Source organism: Lysinibacillus sp. G4S2, assembly GCF_030348505.1.
In the GTDB taxonomy this organism is placed as follows: Bacteria; Bacillota; Bacilli; order Bacillales_A; family Planococcaceae; genus Lysinibacillus.
This window is the reverse complement of sequence record NZ_JAUCFJ010000002.1, coordinates 233,906-253,552: the sequence shown is the minus strand read 5'-3', so window position 1 is coordinate 253,552 and position 19,647 is coordinate 233,906. Positions and strand designations below refer to the sequence as shown.

Sequence of the window (19,647 nt, the reverse complement as noted above, 5' to 3'; positions counted from 1 at the left end):
TGTTTCAAACATTGTGGTTAAGTCCTCGATCGATTAGTATTCGTCAGCTCCATGTGTCACCACACTTCCACCTCGAACCTATCTACCTCATCGTCTTTGAGGGATCTTACTTACTTGCGTAATGGGAAATCTCATCTTGAGGGGGGCTTCATGCTTAGATGCTTTCAGCACTTATCCCGTCCACACATAGCTACCCAGCGATGCCTTTGGCAAGACAACTGGTACACCAGCGGTGTGTCCATCCCGGTCCTCTCGTACTAAGGACAGCTCCTCTCAAATTTCCTACGCCCACGACGGATAGGGACCGAACTGTCTCACGACGTTCTGAACCCAGCTCGCGTACCGCTTTAATGGGCGAACAGCCCAACCCTTGGGACCGACTACAGCCCCAGGATGCGATGAGCCGACATCGAGGTGCCAAACCTCCCCGTCGATGTGGACTCTTGGGGGAGATAAGCCTGTTATCCCCGGGGTAGCTTTTATCCGTTGAGCGATGGCCCTTCCATGCGGAACCACCGGATCACTAAGCCCGTCTTTCGACCCTGCTCGACTTGTAGGTCTCGCAGTCAAGCTCCCTTGTGCCTTTACACTCTACGAATGATTTCCAACCATTCTGAGGGAACCTTTGGGCGCCTCCGTTACCTTTTAGGAGGCGACCGCCCCAGTCAAACTGTCCGCCTGACACTGTCTCCTACCCCGCTAAGGGGCATGGGTTAGAATTTCAATACAACCAGGGTAGTATCCCACCGACGCCTCCTTCGAAGCTGGCGCTCCGAGATCTCTGGCTCCTACCTATCCTGTACAAGTTGTACCAAAATTCAATATCAGGCTACAGTAAAGCTCCACGGGGTCTTTCCGTCCTGTCGCGGGTAACCTGCATCTTCACAGGTACTATAATTTCACCGAGTCTCTCGTTGAGACAGTGCCCAGATCGTTACGCCTTTCGTGCGGGTCGGAACTTACCCGACAAGGAATTTCGCTACCTTAGGACCGTTATAGTTACGGCCGCCGTTTACTGGGGCTTCAATTCGCAGCTTCGCTTGCGCTAACCACTCCTCTTAACCTTCCAGCACCGGGCAGGCGTCAGCCCCTATACGTCACCTTACGGTTTTGCAGAGACCTGTGTTTTTGCTAAACAGTCGCCTGGGCCTATTCACTGCGGCTCTCATGCGCTTGCACGCTCAAGAGCACCCCTTCTCCCGAAGTTACGGGGTCATTTTGCCGAGTTCCTTAACGAGAGTTCTCTCGCACACCTTAGGATTCTCTCCTCGACTACCTGTGTCGGTTTGCGGTACGGGCACCTCTCACCTCGATAGAGGCTTTTCTTGGCAGTGTGAAATCAGGAACTTCGTCCATACGGACTCGCCATCACAGCTCAACGTTACAGTGTGCGGATTTGCCTACACACACGCCTTACTGCTTGGACGCGCACAACCAACGGCGCGCTTACCCTATCCTACTGCGTCCCCCCATTTCTCAAACGGTGAGGAGGTGGTACAGGAATATCAACCTGTTGTCCATCGCCTACGCCTATCGGCCTCGGCTTAGGTCCCGACTAACCCTGAGCGGACGAGCCTTCCTCAGGAAACCTTAGTCATACGGTGGACGGGATTCTCACCCGTCTTTCGCTACTCATACCGGCATTCTCACTTCTAAGCGCTCCACCAGTCCTTCCGATCTGACTTCAACGCACTTAGAACGCTCTCCTACCACTGACATCATAGATGTCAATCCACAGCTTCGGTGAATCGTTTAGCCCCGATACATTTTCGGCGCAGCGTCACTCGACCAGTGAGCTATTACGCACTCTTTAAATGATGGCTGCTTCTAAGCCAACATCCTGGTTGTCTGTGCAACGCCACATCCTTTTCCACTTAACGATTACTTTGGGACCTTAGCTGGTGGTCTGGGCTGTTTCCCTTTTGACTACGGATCTTATCACTCGCAGTCTGACTCCCGTGTATAAATATCTGGCATTCGGAGTTTGTCTGAATTCGGTAAACCGGGATGGCCCCCTAGTCCAAACAGTGCTCTACCTCCAGTATTCTCATCACGAGGCTAGCCCTAAAGCTATTTCGGAGAGAACCAGCTATCTCCAAGTTCGATTGGAATTTCTCCGCTACCCACACCTCATCCCCGCACTTTTCAACGTGCGTGGGTTCGGGCCTCCAGTAAGTGTTACCTCACCTTCACCCTGGACATGGGTAGATCACCTGGTTTCGGGTCTACGACCACGTACTAATTCGCCCTATTCAGACTCGCTTTCGCTGCGGCTCCGCCTTCTAAAGCTTAACCTCGCACGTAATCGTAACTCGCCGGTTCATTCTACAAAAGGCACGCTATCACCCATTAACGGGCTCTAACTACTTGTAGGCACACGGTTTCAGGATCTCTTTCACTCCCCTTCCGGGGTGCTTTTCACCTTTCCCTCACGGTACTGGTTCACTATCGGTCACTAGGTAGTATTTAGCCTTGGGAGATGGTCCTCCCGGATTCCGACGGAATTTCACGTGTTCCGCCGTACTCAGGATCCACTCAGGAGAGAACGAACTTTCGACTACAGGGCTTTTACCTGCTCTGGCGGACCTTTCCAAGTCGCTTCATCTAACTCGCTCTTTTGTAACTCCGTATAGAGTGTCCTACAACCCCAAGAGGCAAGCCTCTTGGTTTGGGCTCTTCCCGTTTCGCTCGCCGCTACTCAGGGAATCGATTTTTCTTTCTCTTCCTCCAGGTACTTAGATGTTTCAGTTCCCTGGGTCTGCCTTCAAGACGCTATGAATTCACGTCAAGATACTACGCGATTAAACGTAGTGGGTTCCCCCATTCGGAAATCTCCGGATCAAAGCTCACTTACAGCTCCCCGAAGCATATCGGTGTTAGTGCCGTCCTTCTTCGGCTCCTAGTGCCAAGGCATTCGCCGTGCGCCCTTAATAACTTAACCAAGTTATTAAGCCTATAAAAAAACTTAAAAAATTAATGTGTTTGTTACAATTTCAATGTCGTTTTATCCAGTTTTCAAAGAACAAGTTTTGAAGTATTTCATTCGTAAGAATGAACCTTCAAAACTGAACGCAAAACGTAATCTTACAAACCCTAGGTTTGTATTCCGAAAATATCCTTAGAAAGGAGGTGATCCAGCCGCACCTTCCGATACGGCTACCTTGTTACGACTTCACCCCAATCATCTATCCCACCTTCGGCGGCTGGCTCCAAAAGGTTACCCCACCGACTTCGGGTGTTACAAACTCTCGTGGTGTGACGGGCGGTGTGTACAAGGCCCGGGAACGTATTCACCGCGGCATGCTGATCCGCGATTACTAGCGATTCCGGCTTCATGTAGGCGAGTTGCAGCCTACAATCCGAACTGAGAACGACTTTATCGGATTAGCTCCCTCTCGCGAGTTGGCAACCGTTTGTATCGTCCATTGTAGCACGTGTGTAGCCCAGGTCATAAGGGGCATGATGATTTGACGTCATCCCCACCTTCCTCCGGTTTGTCACCGGCAGTCACCTTAGAGTGCCCAACTAAATGATGGCAACTAAGATCAAGGGTTGCGCTCGTTGCGGGACTTAACCCAACATCTCACGACACGAGCTGACGACAACCATGCACCACCTGTCACCGTTGTCCCCGAAGGGAAAACCATATCTCTACAGTGGTCAACGGGATGTCAAGACCTGGTAAGGTTCTTCGCGTTGCTTCGAATTAAACCACATGCTCCACCGCTTGTGCGGGCCCCCGTCAATTCCTTTGAGTTTCAGTCTTGCGACCGTACTCCCCAGGCGGAGTGCTTAATGCGTTAGCTGCAGCACTAAGGGGCGGAAACCCCCTAACACTTAGCACTCATCGTTTACGGCGTGGACTACCAGGGTATCTAATCCTGTTTGCTCCCCACGCTTTCGCGCCTCAGCGTCAGTTACAGACCAGAAAGTCGCCTTCGCCACTGGTGTTCCTCCAAATCTCTACGCATTTCACCGCTACACTTGGAATTCCACTTTCCTCTTCTGCACTCAAGTCCCCCAGTTTCCAATGACCCTCCACGGTTGAGCCGTGGGCTTTCACATCAGACTTAAAGGACCGCCTGCGCGCGCTTTACGCCCAATAATTCCGGACAACGCTTGCCACCTACGTATTACCGCGGCTGCTGGCACGTAGTTAGCCGTGGCTTTCTAATAAGGTACCGTCAAGGTACAGCCAGTTACTACTGTACTTGTTCTTCCCTTACAACAGAGTTTTACGATCCGAAAACCTTCTTCACTCACGCGGCGTTGCTCCATCAGGCTTTCGCCCATTGTGGAAGATTCCCTACTGCTGCCTCCCGTAGGAGTCTGGGCCGTGTCTCAGTCCCAGTGTGGCCGATCACCCTCTCAGGTCGGCTACGCATCGTCGCCTTGGTGAGCCGTTACCTCACCAACTAGCTAATGCGCCGCGGGCCCATCTTATAGCGACAGCCGAAACCGTCTTTCAGTATTTCACCATGAGGTAAAATAGATTATTCGGTATTAGCCCCGGTTTCCCGGAGTTATCCCAAACTATAAGGTAGGTTGCCCACGTGTTACTCACCCGTCCGCCGCTAACGTCAAAGGAGCAAGCTCCTTCTCTGTTCGCTCGACTTGCATGTATTAGGCACGCCGCCAGCGTTCGTCCTGAGCCAGGATCAAACTCTCCATAAAAAGAAATTTGATTAGCTCAAATTGTTTTGCTGGCATCATGTTTGATGTCCAAAATTTTGTTTCGTTCACCAACTCAAGGTTAGCTACTAAAAACTTTATTGATTACGTTTTGCTTGTTCAGTTTTCAAGGTTCATTTCGTTGCCATTTCACAACAGCAACTCTTATATAATATCACGCTTTCAACTAGATGTCAACAACTAATTTATTTAAATTTTATTGTTTTTCAGTAGTTGTCTTGGCGACTTGTATAATACTACACTCTTAAATTAAAAAGGTCAACACTTTTCCTAGAAAAAAATTATACATTTTCATTTTATCGAAAAACTTCCTATTATAATGATTACAAAAAATATAGTATTAGACTCTTCATTTCAAGCAAATTCAATTTGTCTTTCCTGTCTAAAATAGAATTTTATCATAACCTTACTATAAAAAATAATAGGTTTTAATAAAAAATTTTTTCTGCAGCGCAATGAACAGCGACAAAAATCTTTAATGAGCTGTAGTTTTGAGATTTATCGAGAACTTTTGATTGTTTATCGACCAACTTTATCGATTTATCACCCAACTTTTTTAATTTATCCACCAACTTTCGAAAAATATCGACATCTACCTTCATGCAATACTATCTGATAATTTGCGTCGCTTATGACATAAGCATATTTTTTTACGCAAAATTAAAAAATTTAACAGCAAAAAAGCGCGAGAAATCAACGTTGCTAAATTGATTTCTCACGCTTTTTAGAATGGAAAGAAAAATGGAATTGCTAGCATCATAACGATAAACATAACAATTTGTAACGGTATTCCAATTTTCACAAAGTCCATAAATTTGTAGCCACCTGCTGTCATAACTAACGCATTGGTCGGTGAAGCAATAGGTGTAACAAAGGCCATACTTGCAGCTACTGCTACTGCAATCATAAACGTCGTTGGACTAACTTCCATTGCAATCGCTGCATTCATAGCAATTGGTGCGAATAATACCGCAGTAGCTGTATTACTAATGAACTGACCAAAGACTGCAGTTAAAATATAGACACCAATCAGTACCCCGTAAGGTCCATAGTCCCCAAGCGCATTGATAATACCATCAGATAAGATGGTCATCCCTCCCGTTTTCTCCAATGCCGTTGCCATAGGAAGCATAGCAGCTACAAGCACAATACTTTCAAAATTCATATGGCTATATGCATCTTCCATATTACGTAAACAGCCTGTTAATATCATCAGTACAGCACCAATCATAACGGAAATAACAGCAGGGAAAATTTCAAAAGCCATTAACACAATCATTATAAGCATAATGGCACCCGCAATACCTGCTTTACCTGTTGCTGCCGCCACACTCGCATGCTCCTTCGGCTGACCAACAACAACGACATCCTGCGTTTCCCTTGCAAGTATTAAAATTTCATCCCATGCGCCCTGCACTAAAATGGCATCCCCAAATTTCAATTTATGTGTCACCATATCTTGAAGTTTATAGCCACCTCTACGATTAATGCCTATTATATTAAGATTATATTTTTCTCGAAAGCCTAGAGAGCTGACCGTCTCATTAATAAAGCTAGAATTTGGCGTTAATAATACCTCGGCAATACCCAGATGCTTCGATACCAATTCATCAGCCTCTCCTTCAACTAGCTCTTGCATCTCTAAACTATAATCCGAAGTAAAACGACGAATATTCTCTTCCTCACCTTGGACATATAACTCATCTTTGGCATGTATCACACTTGTCGGACCCGCCATTTCCTGATATGTCATCGGTAAAAAATTAATACCTTCTTGTGATCGTCGGTGAATTTTCATCATACAAAGTGTATATTTGGCCGGAAGCTTTAATTCTGCTAATGTCATGTCAATAATCGCCGAATCCTCTGGCACAAACACTTTAAACAAACGATTGTTTAAATCATATTGCTTAATAATTTTCTTTGGAGATAGTTTATAGTCAGCTTTTGTTTGTGTACGGTTTTTTTCATTTGGCAACAGAATATTGCGCACGAGTACTAAATAGCTAATACCAACTATCATTCCAATAATACCAATGGGTGTAACTTCGAAAAATCCTAGCTTATTATAGCCATGATCAACCAATAACTGGCTCACAATTAAATTTGTTGGTGAAGCAATCAATGTCATAAGCCCAGAAAGACTCGCAACATAAGAAAGTGGTAACAAAAATTTTGACGGGCTTACCTTCATACTAATGGCAATACTAACGACTATTGGCATCATCAAAGCTACCGTACCTGTATTACTCATAAATGCACCGACAGAACCTACAATAATGAGTAATAACACAAATAATTTCAGCTCACTATTCCCTGACCATTTCAGTAATAATTGACCTGCCATCCCCGCAAGACCTGTACGTAAAATCCCTGCACCCACGACAAATAACCCAGCGATCATTAAAACTACAGAGTTTGAAAAACCAGCTAATGCCTCTGTGGGTGTTAAAATATCCGTAATGACAAATGCTAAAAGTGACACAATTGCAACGAGATCTGCTCGTACTTTATTGGTCACAAACGCAATAATTGTCGCTCCTAAAATTAAAAATGTTAATGTAAGTTGCACATCCAAGAATTCCTTTCTAACATTAATCATTATGCTTTACTGAAGATGATATACAAAAACAAACTTTTTGTACTTCCAACATCTTGCCTGTTTGCTATATCACTTATTTTTATTATATCTTACCAAGAACTACATATGAGAAAGTTCACCGTCTTTTCGAAATCAATTTCGCCTTAGCGTGATTGCGTCCGGATTTTGAATTGTATCCGCACAATTCATTCCTTTCCCTTGGGCGCCAGATGAGCCGCTTCAATCAACTTATATAAATAACATACGTTGGTATCCCTACTTTTGATGATGGGGCAAATAAAATAAGTGCGGTATTATCCCGCACTCTACTATTATAAATCGTTCCTTACTTGGATTATTTTTGATAAAGATTATGCTCTTTAATATAGTCATAACAAGCGTTTGGCAATAAATATTTTGGTTCGCCATCCATTGCGAACTCTTCACGAATGTAGGTAGAGCTAATTTCCATCGCTAAGCCTTTGTCGATTAAATGAAATCTTCCATCATCGTTATTTCTTAAAATTGGGGAACGACTGATCGTTGATAACATATCGATTCCATGCCTCGCCATTACAATAAATTTATTCTCAGCTACTAACGCCTCTCCCCTTTTCCACAATCCCGCTCCAATATCAACTAATAAATCGGCCCCCATAATAAAATGTATTTCATCTTCGGGGTGCTGTTCTCTAAAATATTTCATCGTGTCATATGTGTAAATATTCCAACCTTCTTGCTCCATTTCATATGAATCTGCGATAAAGCGCTCATCCTTAGCAATAGCCAGTTGTAGCATATTCCATCGATGAGCATCCTTTGTTTTTATCTCTTTGTCCTTACGTTTATTTGAGCATGGTAAAAAAATGACTTTATCTAATTTGCAACGGTGTGCTACTGTGCTTGCCGTCCAAAGATGAACATTTGTAATTGGATCAAATGATGAACCGTAAATACCTATTTTCGCCATTGTATATCCCTCCCTTTTGCTTCTACTATTAGCTTCTCTCTTGCCCCATCATCGTAACTTTTTCTTTAATTTCTTTAATGCTTTTCATTTTGTTATCCCAGCACGCTTGGCTTAAATCAACAGGATACTCTTCTGGGTTCATTGTTCGTTTGTACTCATTCCATAGTAGATGCAAATTTTCTTCTACATATGCTTGAATTTCCTGAAGTGTTGGTTCCTTGTAAAGAATAGAGCCACTCACCACAATGTCTTGATGTAATTCTCTTGCTGTAAAATTCGTAACAAATTTACTGATATAAGTATGAACAGGGTGAAACATTTTCAAGCGATCTTCCTCTTGTGGATTTTCATCGTCTAATGCAATATAATCCCCTTCAGCATGACCATTCCCTTTATTAATAATTCGGTAGATACGTTTGCGACCTGGCGTAGTTACTTTCTCAGGATTTCCAGAGATCTTAATGGTATCAACCATTTTCCCACTTTCATCTTCAATAGATACTAATTTGTACACTCCTCCAAGAGCCGCTTGATCGTAAGCTGTGATGAGCTTGGTTCCGATTCCCCAACTATCAATTTTTGCCCCTTGCGACTTCAAGTTCATAATGGTATATTCATCCAAATCATTAGATGCGATAATTTGTGCTTCAGTAAATCCAGCTTCATCTAGCATTTTTCTTGCTTTTTTTGAAAGATATGCCAAGTCTCCACTATCTAATCGAATTCCTATAAAATTAATTTTATCTCCAAACTCCTTTGCTACACGAATAGCATTAGGAACTCCTGAACGCAATGTATCATACGTATCTACTAAGAAAACACAATCTTTACGAGTACTCGCATACTTTGTAAATGCAGTATATTCATCGCGATAGGCCTGTATCATAGCATGTGCATGCGTACCTGATACTGGGATACCAAATAATTTTCCAGCTCTTACATTGCTAGTAGCTGAAAAACCTCCAATATAAGCAGCACGCGTTCCCCAAATGGCCGCATCAAATTCATGAGCACGACGAGTACCAAATTCCATCGCCACATCCTCTCCAATCACTTGTTTAATGCGCGAAGCCTTCGTTGCGATAAGAGTTTGATAATTAACGATATTTAAGATAGGCGTTTCAATTAATTGGGCTTCCGCTAATGGGGCCTCAATTCGTAAAATGGGTTCATTTGCAAATACCAATTCACCTTCCTTCATAGCAGATATAGTACCTGTAAATTTTAGATTTTGAAGGTATTTCAAAAATTCCTCTGAATATTTTCCTTCTTCACGTAAATATTGAATATCACTATTAGAAAAACCAAAGTTTTTAATAAACTCCATAATCTTTTTTAAGCCTGCGAATATCGCATATCCATTACCGAACGGAAGTTTTCGAAAGTACAGTTCAAAAACTGCAGTTCGATGTTGAATATCATCTTTCCAATAAGTTTCCACCATATTAATTTGATATAAGTCCGTGTGCAACATGAAGCTATCGTCTGCATATTTCATTTCCTATCCCCCCGTTTATTGAAATTAAAGAATAGTAGCTCCGAGTGAATGCTCGAAATGTCCTAACGCCCACTCATGTCCAGCCTGATTAAAAGACGCCACTGCATTTTTATGAATAACAATGTTAAACCCTTTATTATAGGCATCTACCGCTGTATGAAGAACACAAATATCCGTACATACACCTATTAAATGCAGTTCAGTAATGCCTCTTTCACGTAATTTAATCTCTAAATCAGTTCCTGCAAAAGCAGAATATCTTGTTTTATCCAAGTAGTAGACATGATCTAGATCTTTATTTTCTTCATATAGTTCTTTTAAGGAACCATACAGTTCTCGGCCTCTTGTATCTCGGATATTGTGAGGAGGAAAAAGCTTTGTTTCTGGGTGATAGCTATCCCCTTTTTCATGAACATCAACGGCAAAGACTGTAAAATCACCGTTTGAAATAAATTCCTTTGTTAATTGTGTATTTGCATCTTCCAACATCTGCCCTGGTATACCGCAAGTTAAAGCTCCATCTGATGCTACAAAATCCTCAGTATAATCAATATTAATCAGTGCACGTTTTTCCATATTTTCATCACTCCACTTTTAATTTTAATTAGTAATCAAAGAATTACAAATTACTTTATATTAATTATGCCCCGGCATAATTGCATCTGGATTCGGCCTTGTTCTTGCACAAAGTCGAATCCGTAACATTAGCTGGAGGCTTTAATGATAAATTGACTCTACGATTTCAAAGTCATTATAGGTATATAATTGTGACGGTCTATATGAATTTCTTTTAGTTTTCTTTGGTTTTCCTTCTTCATCTAATACTTTTTCAATAAAAGGCAATTTAGGTGCTTTTGTGAAGAACACAGAATCATTGGAAATGCGCGGGTCATCCCCCACCGTCAACAAAACTCTTTGCAATTCAGATAAAGTAAATTCTTCTGGTAAAAAATTTTTTGCTACCGTTGTTTGAATCATATCTTTCTTAATAAAATCCAACGCATCTGTAATAATCTTTCGATGATCAAAAGCTAACTCGAGTTCGAACACTTCATTTAAATCAAACAGCTCTACCTCTGCCGCATCATCGTTCGCTTGACGTTGTTCGATATAAACTTCTGGAACAATAGCATAAAAGGCGTTTGAAATCAGCCAACCACGAGGATCGCGATCTGTTTCATCGTAGACACCAAAGTGTTTAACATGCAACCCCTCTACATTCGTTTCCTCTTTTAGCTCTCTTTTAGCAGCAATATATGCCGTTTCCTTTCGATTTGCATCTACAAAACCTCCTGGAAGCGCCCATTTTCCTCCTTCGATATTAGGGTTTCCTTCGTTATCTATATCAGCTCGTTTAATCAGCATGATTTTAAGCGTCATCATTGGCGGTGCTTTTTCTTCTACTTTTTCAGATGTTATTGTAAAAATCGCAATATCTGACGTATAGCCATCTGGTGTTAAATATTTAGAAGAATCATAATTCGCAAGAACTTCTTCTTGTGAACGATATTTTGTCATTGCATGTAACCCCTTTGATACTTTATTTTTTTGTAAGATTGATGATGAAGATGCCTATGAATATTCTCCCGGGGCGCGTGGGGATTTCCTTCGCTTCCACGGGTATTCTCCAGAAACGCGCGGTATTTCTTCGCTTCCGCGGGTATTCCCCCGAAACGCGCGGGTATTTACCTTGCTTCCGCGGGTATTCTCCCAAAACGCAGGTATCTACTTCGCTTCCATGGCAACTGAGTAATTTATAATTCACAAATTACTATTTATTAGTATGATAACTTTTCCATTTAATTATTTCAACCCCTTGAATAAAAAATTTTTGAGAAACAAAGCTAAATTAAAAAAGGTATAAATAAAGCATTCTCCGCCTTATTTATACCTTTTATGTTATTTAATTCACTAATTGATTTTTCAAGAGAATACCATCCTGTACGACAACTCGCCCATCTTTAATAACAGTATTCGTATGATTCATGCCATAGAAATATTGTAACTGCTTGTAATTGGCAACATCCAATATAATGACGTCAGCTTGTTTGCCAGCTTCAAGGGAGCCAATTTGATGCCCACGGTTAAGTGCATATGCTGCATTAATGGTTGTCGCTGTTAACACTTCTTCAAGCGTCATACCCATATGCATACAAGCTAGATTCATGATAAATGGCAGACTCATTGTTGGCGATGAGCCAGGGTTAAAGTCAGTTGAAATAGCAACCGGTACCCCTTCATCAATCATTAGGCGTCCTCTCGCAAATGGTGCACGTAAGAAGAATGCTGTTCCAGGTAGCAACACGGCAATCGTACCAGCTTCAGCCATTTTTTGAATACCTTCATCAGAAGCAACTAGTAAGTGCTCCGCCGAAATTGCCCCTACTTCTGAAGCAAGCTCCGCTCCCTTATAAGGTTCAATTTCATCTGCATGAATTTTCGGTGTTAACCCCAACGCTTTGCCAGCCTCTAAAATGCGTCGTGATTGCTCTGGCGTAAATACACCTTTTTCACAAAACACATCATTAAATTCTGCAAGCTTCAGCTCAGCTACTTTCGGCAGCATGTCATGAATGACCACATCCACAAATTCATCCTCACGCCCCTTATAGTCGCGTGGTACCGCATGCGCCCCCATAAAGGTACTAACGACATCAATGTCATGTGAGGCTTGCAATTCCTTAACTACCTCAAGCTGTTTCTTTTCAGTTTCCCAATCCAAACCATAGCCTGATTTAGCCTCAACCGTTGTGACACCATGCTTTAAAAACACATCTAAATGATTCATCGTTTTTTCATATAAATCACCAAAGCTAGTTTCTCGTGTTCGCTTTGTTGTGGCATGGATCCCACCACCCGCATTCATAATTTCCATATAGGTAGAGCCATTAAGGCGCATATTAAATTCCTGCTCACGAGTACCGCCATGCACTAAATGCGTATGACAATCGACGAGACCTGGCATAACAACCTTACCTGAAGCGTCAATAACCTCTGCTACCTTTACTAGTCCAGGGAAGTCCGCTTCTAACTGTGCAATGGGTCCAACTGCTACAATGCTATTTCCCTCCATTAAAACACTACCATTTTCCACTACTGCAATGTCACGCATTTGTTCCTTTGTACGCGGACCTTGTTCGGCACTTTTTAACGTAATCACTTCGTTGGCATTCTTGATTAAAATAGTCACTTAGCATCATCCTTTAGCATTGGTATATGCACACCTTTGTTTTTCGCCGTATTAATGGCAATTTCATAACCAGCATCTGCGTGACGTACGACACCCATTCCTGGATCCGAAATTAACACTCGTGCAATTTTCTCTGCGGCAAGCTCTGATCCATCCGCTACTAGCACTTGACCTGCATGCTGAGAGTAACCCATACCTACACCACCACCGTGATGAACACTTACCCAGCTTGCACCACTTGCTGTATTAACAAGTGCATTTAAAATTGGCCAATCTGATACTGCATCAGAACCATCCAGCATGCCCTCTGTTTCACGATTTGGTGATGCAACTGAGCCTGAGTCTAGATGATCTCGCCCAAAGACAATCGGTGCTGATAGCTCACCATTGGCAACCATTTCATTAACCTTTAATGCAAAACGATGACGATCACCATAGCCTAACCAGCAAATACGTGCCGGTAACCCCTGCCATTTAACCATTTCTTGCGCCATAGCAATCCAATTCACAAGACCTTCATCCTCAGCGAACATTTCTTTTGCAAGTGCATCTGTTTTATAAATATCCTCAGGGTCACCTGAAAGTGCAGCCCAGCGGAATGGCCCTTTCCCTTCACAGAATAAAGGACGAATATACGCTGGAACAAAGCCAGGGAAGTCAAAGGCATTTGTTACACCCATTTCTTTAGCATAAGCGCGAATATTATTACCGTAATCAAACACTTCTGCGCCCGCTTGTTGGAATTCAAGCATTGTCCGAACATGCTCAGCCATTGTTTCTTTTGCTCTTTGCTCATATGTTTTTACATCTTTTTTACGCAGTTCAAGCGCTTCCTCAAATGTCATGCCATTCGGTACATAACCATTAATCGGATCATGCGCAGATGTTTGATCTGTTACAAAATCAGGAATAATCCCTCGGTTCAGTAGTTCCCGATTCACGTCAGCACAGTTACCAACAAGACCAATTGATGCAGGCTCTTTTTTATCACGTAGCTTATTGACTAATTCAATAGCTTCATCTACTGTCTCCACAATATAGTCACAGTAGCCCTCTTTTATTTTACGTTCAATTCGAGCACGCTCTACTTCGACTACTAAAATGACAGCACCAGCCATTTTCCCAGCTAAAGGCTGTGCACCACTCATACCACCCATACCACCTGTAAGGATGAATTTGCCGCGTAAATCAGCTGTACCAAATACCTTTTTCCCCGCCTCTACAAACGATAAATACGTTCCTTGTAAAATCCCTTGTGCACCAATATAAATCCAACTACCAGCTGTCATTTGACCGTACATCATTAAATCGCGGTCCTCTAACTCATAAAAATGCTCCCAATTCGCCCATGCAGGCACTAAATTTGAATTCGCAATTAATACACGTGGTGCCTGTTCATGCGTACGGAATACAGCTACTGGTTTCCCTGATTGAATTAGAAGTGTCTCATCATTTTCTAATTCTTTTAATGACGCAATAATTTGCTCGTAGCTCTCCCAATTACGCGCCGCTTTACCGATCCCACCATAAACAATCAGCTCATCTGGATTTTCTGCTACTTCAGGATCTAGATTGTTCATTAACATACGCATTGCAGCTTCCTGTGTCCAACCTTTACAAGATAATTCATTCCCACGTGGTGCACGAATATTTGTTTTAACTACCATTAAAAACACGCTCCTTTAAAATAGTAAAAATGCAATAGGTGTTACGATGATTAAAGTTAATACGACACGTTCAAACCAAATGATTATAATTTGGCGCAGTGTCAATGGAATTTCAGATGATAAAATAAGTGGAATAACGGCTGAAAAGAATAAAATTGCCGAAATTGATACGACTGACACAATAAATTTCGTCACAAGTGTTGCTTGTGTGACAACAAGTGCTGGTAAAAATACTTCTGCTAGCGATAATGACAATGCCTTCGCTGTTAAAAATGGTTCTGGAACTTGTAATACGTATGTGAATGGTGCAAAAATATACGCAATCCAATCAAAAATTGGTGTATATGTTGCAAGTACAAGCCCTAGTAGGCCAATTGATAGAATTGATGGAATAACACCCATCGCCATGATGAAGCCATCCTTTAGATTCGCCCATAAAATTTTAGATAAAGGTGGATTTTGCTCAACTGCCTCCATCGCCTGACGCCACGCTTCTTTAAAACGCCCCTTCTTAACAATTTTTTCTGGCATTGGCGTTGCGCCCTCGTAGTATTCATCCTTCATTGAACGAAGTGGGTACATTCGCGCTGTTAATGCCGTAACTACGAATGTTACTACAAGCGACACCCAGAAAAATGCATTCCAATGTTCCATCATATCCAGCGTACTTGCAACGACAACCATAAACGTTGCAGATACAGTCGAGAAGCCTGTTGCAATAATCGCAGCTTCCTTCGCTGTGTAGCGACCCTCCATATACACACGGTTCGTTAATAGTAAGCCAACCGAATAACTCCCGACAAATGAGGCTACTGCATCAACTGCTGAACGTCCCGATGTTTTAAAAACAGGCTTCATAAATGGCTGTGCTAAAACACCAATGTATTCAAGCAATCCATAGCTAACTAGAAGTGCCAAAAATAAAGAACCGATTGGAATTAATACCCCTACTGGCTTAACAAGCTTCTCCAGCAAATACGGACCAATACTTTCATCCGCTAACCACGCGGGTGCTATATTGAAAATTAACAATATCCCCGCAACCATACCGCCCACTTTAAAGATTGACATTACAATATTGACTGTCGACTTATTCCATTTCTTAGTAATAAATGGATGAATTGCTCCACCTACAAGCATTATGAGTACATATGCAGTTACAAGTAGTGGTGCTTCAGCTCGTATAAAGTTCACTATATGGTCGATTAAAATCGTACTTTTATTTTGCCATTCAAACGAGATGAAAAAGCTGAATATTCCGACTAAACTACATGCAATCATCTTCATAGCGGAGGAGACTCTAAATTGCGAGCCTTGCTCCAACTCTTGTTGTTGAAATTCCATCCCAAACCCCCTCGATGTTAATAGTAAGAGCTCTTTCCGATAGAAATTCCATTTAATCCCGACGAGCTGAAGGATTTGTTGGTTTTTCTATCAGAAGTTATCGCCTTAAGGCTTACATAAACTCATTTAATAGAACATCACTCGTTAATAAATACTCTGAAAGCGCTTCAATTTCATCGCCGATTGGTTGATCTGTTAACAATGGCGGGCAAAATTCACGCACTTTTTCTAAATACTTTCGCGTTGTTGGAGATAACTGGTCTTCTGCCTTATCTAAATGAATAGCCTGCGATGCACAAATCATCTCTATCGCAATGACACGAGCTGCATTGCGGACGATTTGACGCACTTGACGGGCAGATGTCGTACCCATACTTACATGATCTTCTTGGTTACCTGATGTCGGTATAGAATCCACACTTGAAGGATGTGCCAACACTTTGTTTTCAGATACGATAGAGGCTGCTGTATATTGAGCAATCATTAGTCCACATTCAATACCAGGATTGGTCGCTAAAAATGGCGGCAAACCTTCATTAAGATGCGGATTAACCATTCGTTCTGTACGTCGTTCTGAAATGTTGGCCCACTCACTTACACCGACTTTTAAAAAGTCCATCGCTAAAGCAATCGGCTGACCGTGGAAATGCCCTCCAGACAATACTTCTCCATTTTCTAAAACAATCGGATTATCTGTCGTTGCATTCATTTCAATTTGCACGCGGTCCTGAGCGTAGAAAAATGACTGCCAGGAAGCGCCATGCACTTGCGGAATACAACGCAATGAATAGGCATCCTGCATGCGGATCTCACCTTGTTTTGTCACACGTTTACTGCCATCAAGCCATTTACGAATTCGCCCGCCTACAAGCTCCAATTCCGGATGTGGTCTTACTGCCAAAAGCGCTGGGTCAAACGCCGATATAATCCCCTTCAGTGCCTCAAGTGTTAAACTTGCTGCCATATCTGCCGCTAGCCCAATCCGTTCTGCCTCGTTCACCGTCAAAACTCCGATACCTGTCATTGCTTGTGTACCATTCACAAGTGCTAGCCCTTCCTTGGCTTGGAGTCGGACTGGCGAAAGCCCTGCTTGCTGTAACGCTGTACCGCCTTTCATAATCTCTCCATTAAACTCCGCCTTACCTTCACCTACTAGCACTAAAGCCAAATGTGATAATGGCGCTAAATCTCCACTTGCTCCAACCGAACCTTGAGATGGTACAATCGGGTGTACTCCCTTATTTATAAAATCCAATAGCAGCTGCACTGTTTCTAGGCGAATACCTGAAAAGCCACGCGCTAAAGCATTGGCACGTAAAATCATCATTGCACGTACAACATCTGTCGGGAACGGTTCACCAACACCCGTTGCATCTGAGCGCAATAAATTCAACTGTAAAAGTTCAATATCTTCCTCTTCAATTTTTATATTACTTAGCTTTCCAAAGCCTGTATTCACACCATAAATCGTCTGCCCCTCAGCTAAACGTTTTTCAATTCGTTCTCTACTTAAACGTATACGCTCCACACTTTCTGCAGTTAGCGCAACCGTAGCATGACCTTTTACAATTTCCTCTATTTGCTGTCTTGTTAATGTATTGCCATCAAGCTCGATGATAGACTTCATATGACATCCCCCTATTCCTTATGGCTATGTAAAAATGCTTTAATCCATTTTATCTTGGCGTAATTTTTGCTGACGCTTTGCTTTCACACAGAAGTGATTTGTAGCTGGCGCTTCGCTTTCGCTACAGAAAACATTTGCCGCTGACGCTTCGCTTTCGCTACAGAAAACATTTGCTGAATGAAGATAAGTAGCCATTACTCTATTTATATTGTACTAACTACCTTTTTCAGAAAATAGCGAATTTTAAAAGAGAAAACATGATTTATTTCAGATTTTTTGTTATTTTTAATAATATAATAGTATTTTTTTACGATACTAGATAATTTTAATGGAGGTTGGTTGACATGAGGTTGTTATTAATTGACCGAGATTCCACTGAGCTTTCGGGTATTCGTTGGTTTTTACATACGTATTTTCCCGGAGATTTAACGATTGAAATATGTACAACTATTAATGAGGCGCCTCAAAGTATCCGAGAGTTTGAGCCTGAGGTAATACTGCTGAATATAGACCTACTCTCGAATAACCCTTTAGCTGGACTTTATCATGTTTTACAAAAACATACAGGGACTATTTTAGCTATGACGACAGAACCCTTATTTAAAAATGCATTAAAAGCAATCGATTTACAGGTCGCTCATCTTTTTGTTAAGCCAATTGATTTAGAAGTATTAAAGCAAAAGCTCACTGCCATTTCTCTTCGGGCGCCAAAGATAGAGGCAGTTTATCAAGAAGCTACAGATGAATCCTTTTATTATCAACTATTTCTAGATAGTAAAACGAGTTCTCCAGAGACAACTATACATTTCACAATGATTGAGCCTGAGCATTCCGAAATGTTTAACAAGCTCTATAACTGGCTTCAGCAAACTCCTATTTATTATCATATGAAGATTTATCCTTTATCAGATAGAATCGTCTGCTTATTCCAAACAGATGATTTAAAAATCGTAGAGAAGGATGTTCGTACACTAATGAAGGAATGGCGACTGACAAACAATAGCTCTTTAAATATTGGGATTTATGATGGGGAACCTGCAACTGTGAAGAAAATGTATTCCTTAACGAAGCGTGCACTTCATCAAAGCTTTTATGAAGGCTTTGGGCATATTTTTTATGCGAGTAAACAGTTTGAGACACAGCCCCTTGATCCTTTGCTAACACCAGAGGAGCAACAATTACTGATAAGTAGTTTAGAGGACGGAAACATCGAAGCCGTCAAGGTATTTTTATATCGACTATCTAATGAAGGGATTTATTACGAGCAAGATGACTTACGCATTCATCTAACGAGCGTTTTGGCGCAAATTCGACGCTTTATGCTGAAGTATAAATTACATGAGAAAGCTGCAATTGAGCAAAATTATCGTCAGCTTTTTCATTTAATCATTGAGCATCCTATATTTTATACCATTCTAAATGGCATCATCTCTTTTACTCAAAGACTTATTGAATTAGCTCGTGAGGCACGAATGGAGAAACGGGCTGACTATGTAGAGTTAGCAATAGAAATTATTGATCAACAATTTCAGGATAGCGGGTTATCTTTACCTTTCGTTGCTCATAAGTTAGGGATTAGTCCCAATTATTTAAGTACGATTTTTTCGAAGAAGCGAGGGCTACCATTTAAACGCTACCTACAGCAAGTCCGAATTCATAATGCTACGAAAATGCTTGTAGAAACAGATTTTGCTATTAGTGAAATTGCCTATTTAAATGGCTTTGATGATCCGAATTATTTCATTAAAATTTTTAAACAGCAAATTGGTCTTACTCCTAATCGTTATCGTAAAACTTAAAAAGGCTCATTACTGTAACGTGAGGTTGATTTCCGTTCCGACTGGGCGCGTCAGCCGGAACGAAGATCAACTTATATATAATGTCATTCACAACTTTTGATGATGAGCAATAAATATTGTACACACCCCAATAAAAGGTATCGAAAACCTTGGTAGTGACCCATTAAAAACAGTAATTTTTTTCAATTAGCATATTACATTTTCAATAAGAATAGATAAACAAAAGAATTTGCTTTCATTTCTTTTAATTCGAGCTTTCTTAAAAGTTATTTAAAATTA

At 41.7% G+C, this 19,647-nt stretch carries 11 protein-coding genes and 2 rRNA genes; 1 reads left to right on the top strand and 12 read right to left on the bottom strand.

Translation table 11 applies throughout. The features are described 5' to 3' along the window. Positions 1–13: 13 nt before the first annotated feature. From QUF91_RS01500 to QUF91_RS01445, 12 genes are all read right to left on the bottom strand, one after another. Positions 14–2,941 (bottom strand): 23S ribosomal RNA (locus QUF91_RS01500). A gap of 181 nt (positions 2,942–3,122) precedes the next feature. After that, positions 3,123–4,674 (bottom strand): 16S ribosomal RNA (locus QUF91_RS01495). The 16S and 23S rRNA genes sit together here, the layout of an rRNA operon. 742 nt (positions 4,675–5,416) lie before the next feature. Beyond that, entirely contained in the window at positions 5,417–7,270 is a 1,854-nt protein-coding gene (locus tag QUF91_RS01490) for an SLC13 family permease (RefSeq protein WP_289416615.1), read from the bottom strand. Between the two features lie 358 nt (positions 7,271–7,628). After that, the gene (gene nadD / locus QUF91_RS01485) at positions 7,629–8,243 is read right to left on the bottom strand and encodes a nicotinate-nucleotide adenylyltransferase (protein ID WP_289416614.1); all 615 of its coding nucleotides are present in this window, start codon (positions 8,241–8,243) and stop codon (positions 7,629–7,631) included. Between the two features lie 28 nt (positions 8,244–8,271). Then, positions 8,272–9,741 (bottom strand): nicotinate phosphoribosyltransferase, encoded by a 1,470-nt coding sequence (locus tag QUF91_RS01480; RefSeq protein WP_285396630.1) that lies wholly within the window; start codon positions 9,739–9,741, stop codon positions 8,272–8,274. A gap of 24 nt (positions 9,742–9,765) precedes the next feature. Next, the gene (locus QUF91_RS01475; RefSeq protein WP_285396629.1) at positions 9,766–10,317 is read right to left on the bottom strand and encodes a cysteine hydrolase family protein; all 552 of its coding nucleotides are present in this window, start codon (positions 10,315–10,317) and stop codon (positions 9,766–9,768) included. 141 nt (positions 10,318–10,458) lie between these two features. Further along, on the bottom strand, positions 10,459–11,259 hold the full coding sequence (locus QUF91_RS01470) for an NUDIX domain-containing protein (protein WP_285396628.1): 801 nt from the start codon (positions 11,257–11,259) through the stop codon (positions 10,459–10,461). 385 nt (positions 11,260–11,644) lie between these two features. Beyond that, entirely contained in the window at positions 11,645–12,931 is a 1,287-nt protein-coding gene (hutI, locus tag QUF91_RS01465) for an imidazolonepropionase (RefSeq protein WP_289416613.1), read from the bottom strand. Then, positions 12,928–14,598, bottom strand: a complete 1,671-nt coding sequence (hutU, locus tag QUF91_RS01460; RefSeq protein ID WP_289416612.1) for a urocanate hydratase — start codon at positions 14,596–14,598, stop codon at positions 12,928–12,930. Before hutU ends, hutI begins: the two co-directional genes overlap by 4 nt. Positions 14,599–14,613: 15 nt before the next feature. Further along, complete coding sequence (locus QUF91_RS01455) at positions 14,614–15,942, bottom strand: YjiH family protein (RefSeq protein ID WP_289416611.1); 1,329 nt, start codon at positions 15,940–15,942, stop codon at positions 14,614–14,616. A gap of 112 nt (positions 15,943–16,054) precedes the next feature. Further along, on the bottom strand, positions 16,055–17,569 hold the full coding sequence (hutH, locus tag QUF91_RS01450; protein ID WP_285396620.1) for a histidine ammonia-lyase: 1,515 nt from the start codon (positions 17,567–17,569) through the stop codon (positions 16,055–16,057). 39 nt (positions 17,570–17,608) lie between these two features. After that, a complete protein-coding gene (locus tag QUF91_RS01445) occupies positions 17,609–17,764 on the bottom strand; it encodes a hypothetical protein (protein ID WP_289416610.1) in 156 nt (51 codons plus the stop codon). A 149-nt stretch (positions 17,765–17,913) separates the two neighbouring features. Between QUF91_RS01445 and QUF91_RS01440 the strand changes: the two genes are divergently transcribed. Beyond that, on the top strand, positions 17,914–19,368 hold the full coding sequence (locus QUF91_RS01440; RefSeq protein WP_289416609.1) for a helix-turn-helix domain-containing protein: 1,455 nt from the start codon (positions 17,914–17,916) through the stop codon (positions 19,366–19,368). Positions 19,369–19,647 lie beyond the last annotated feature (279 nt).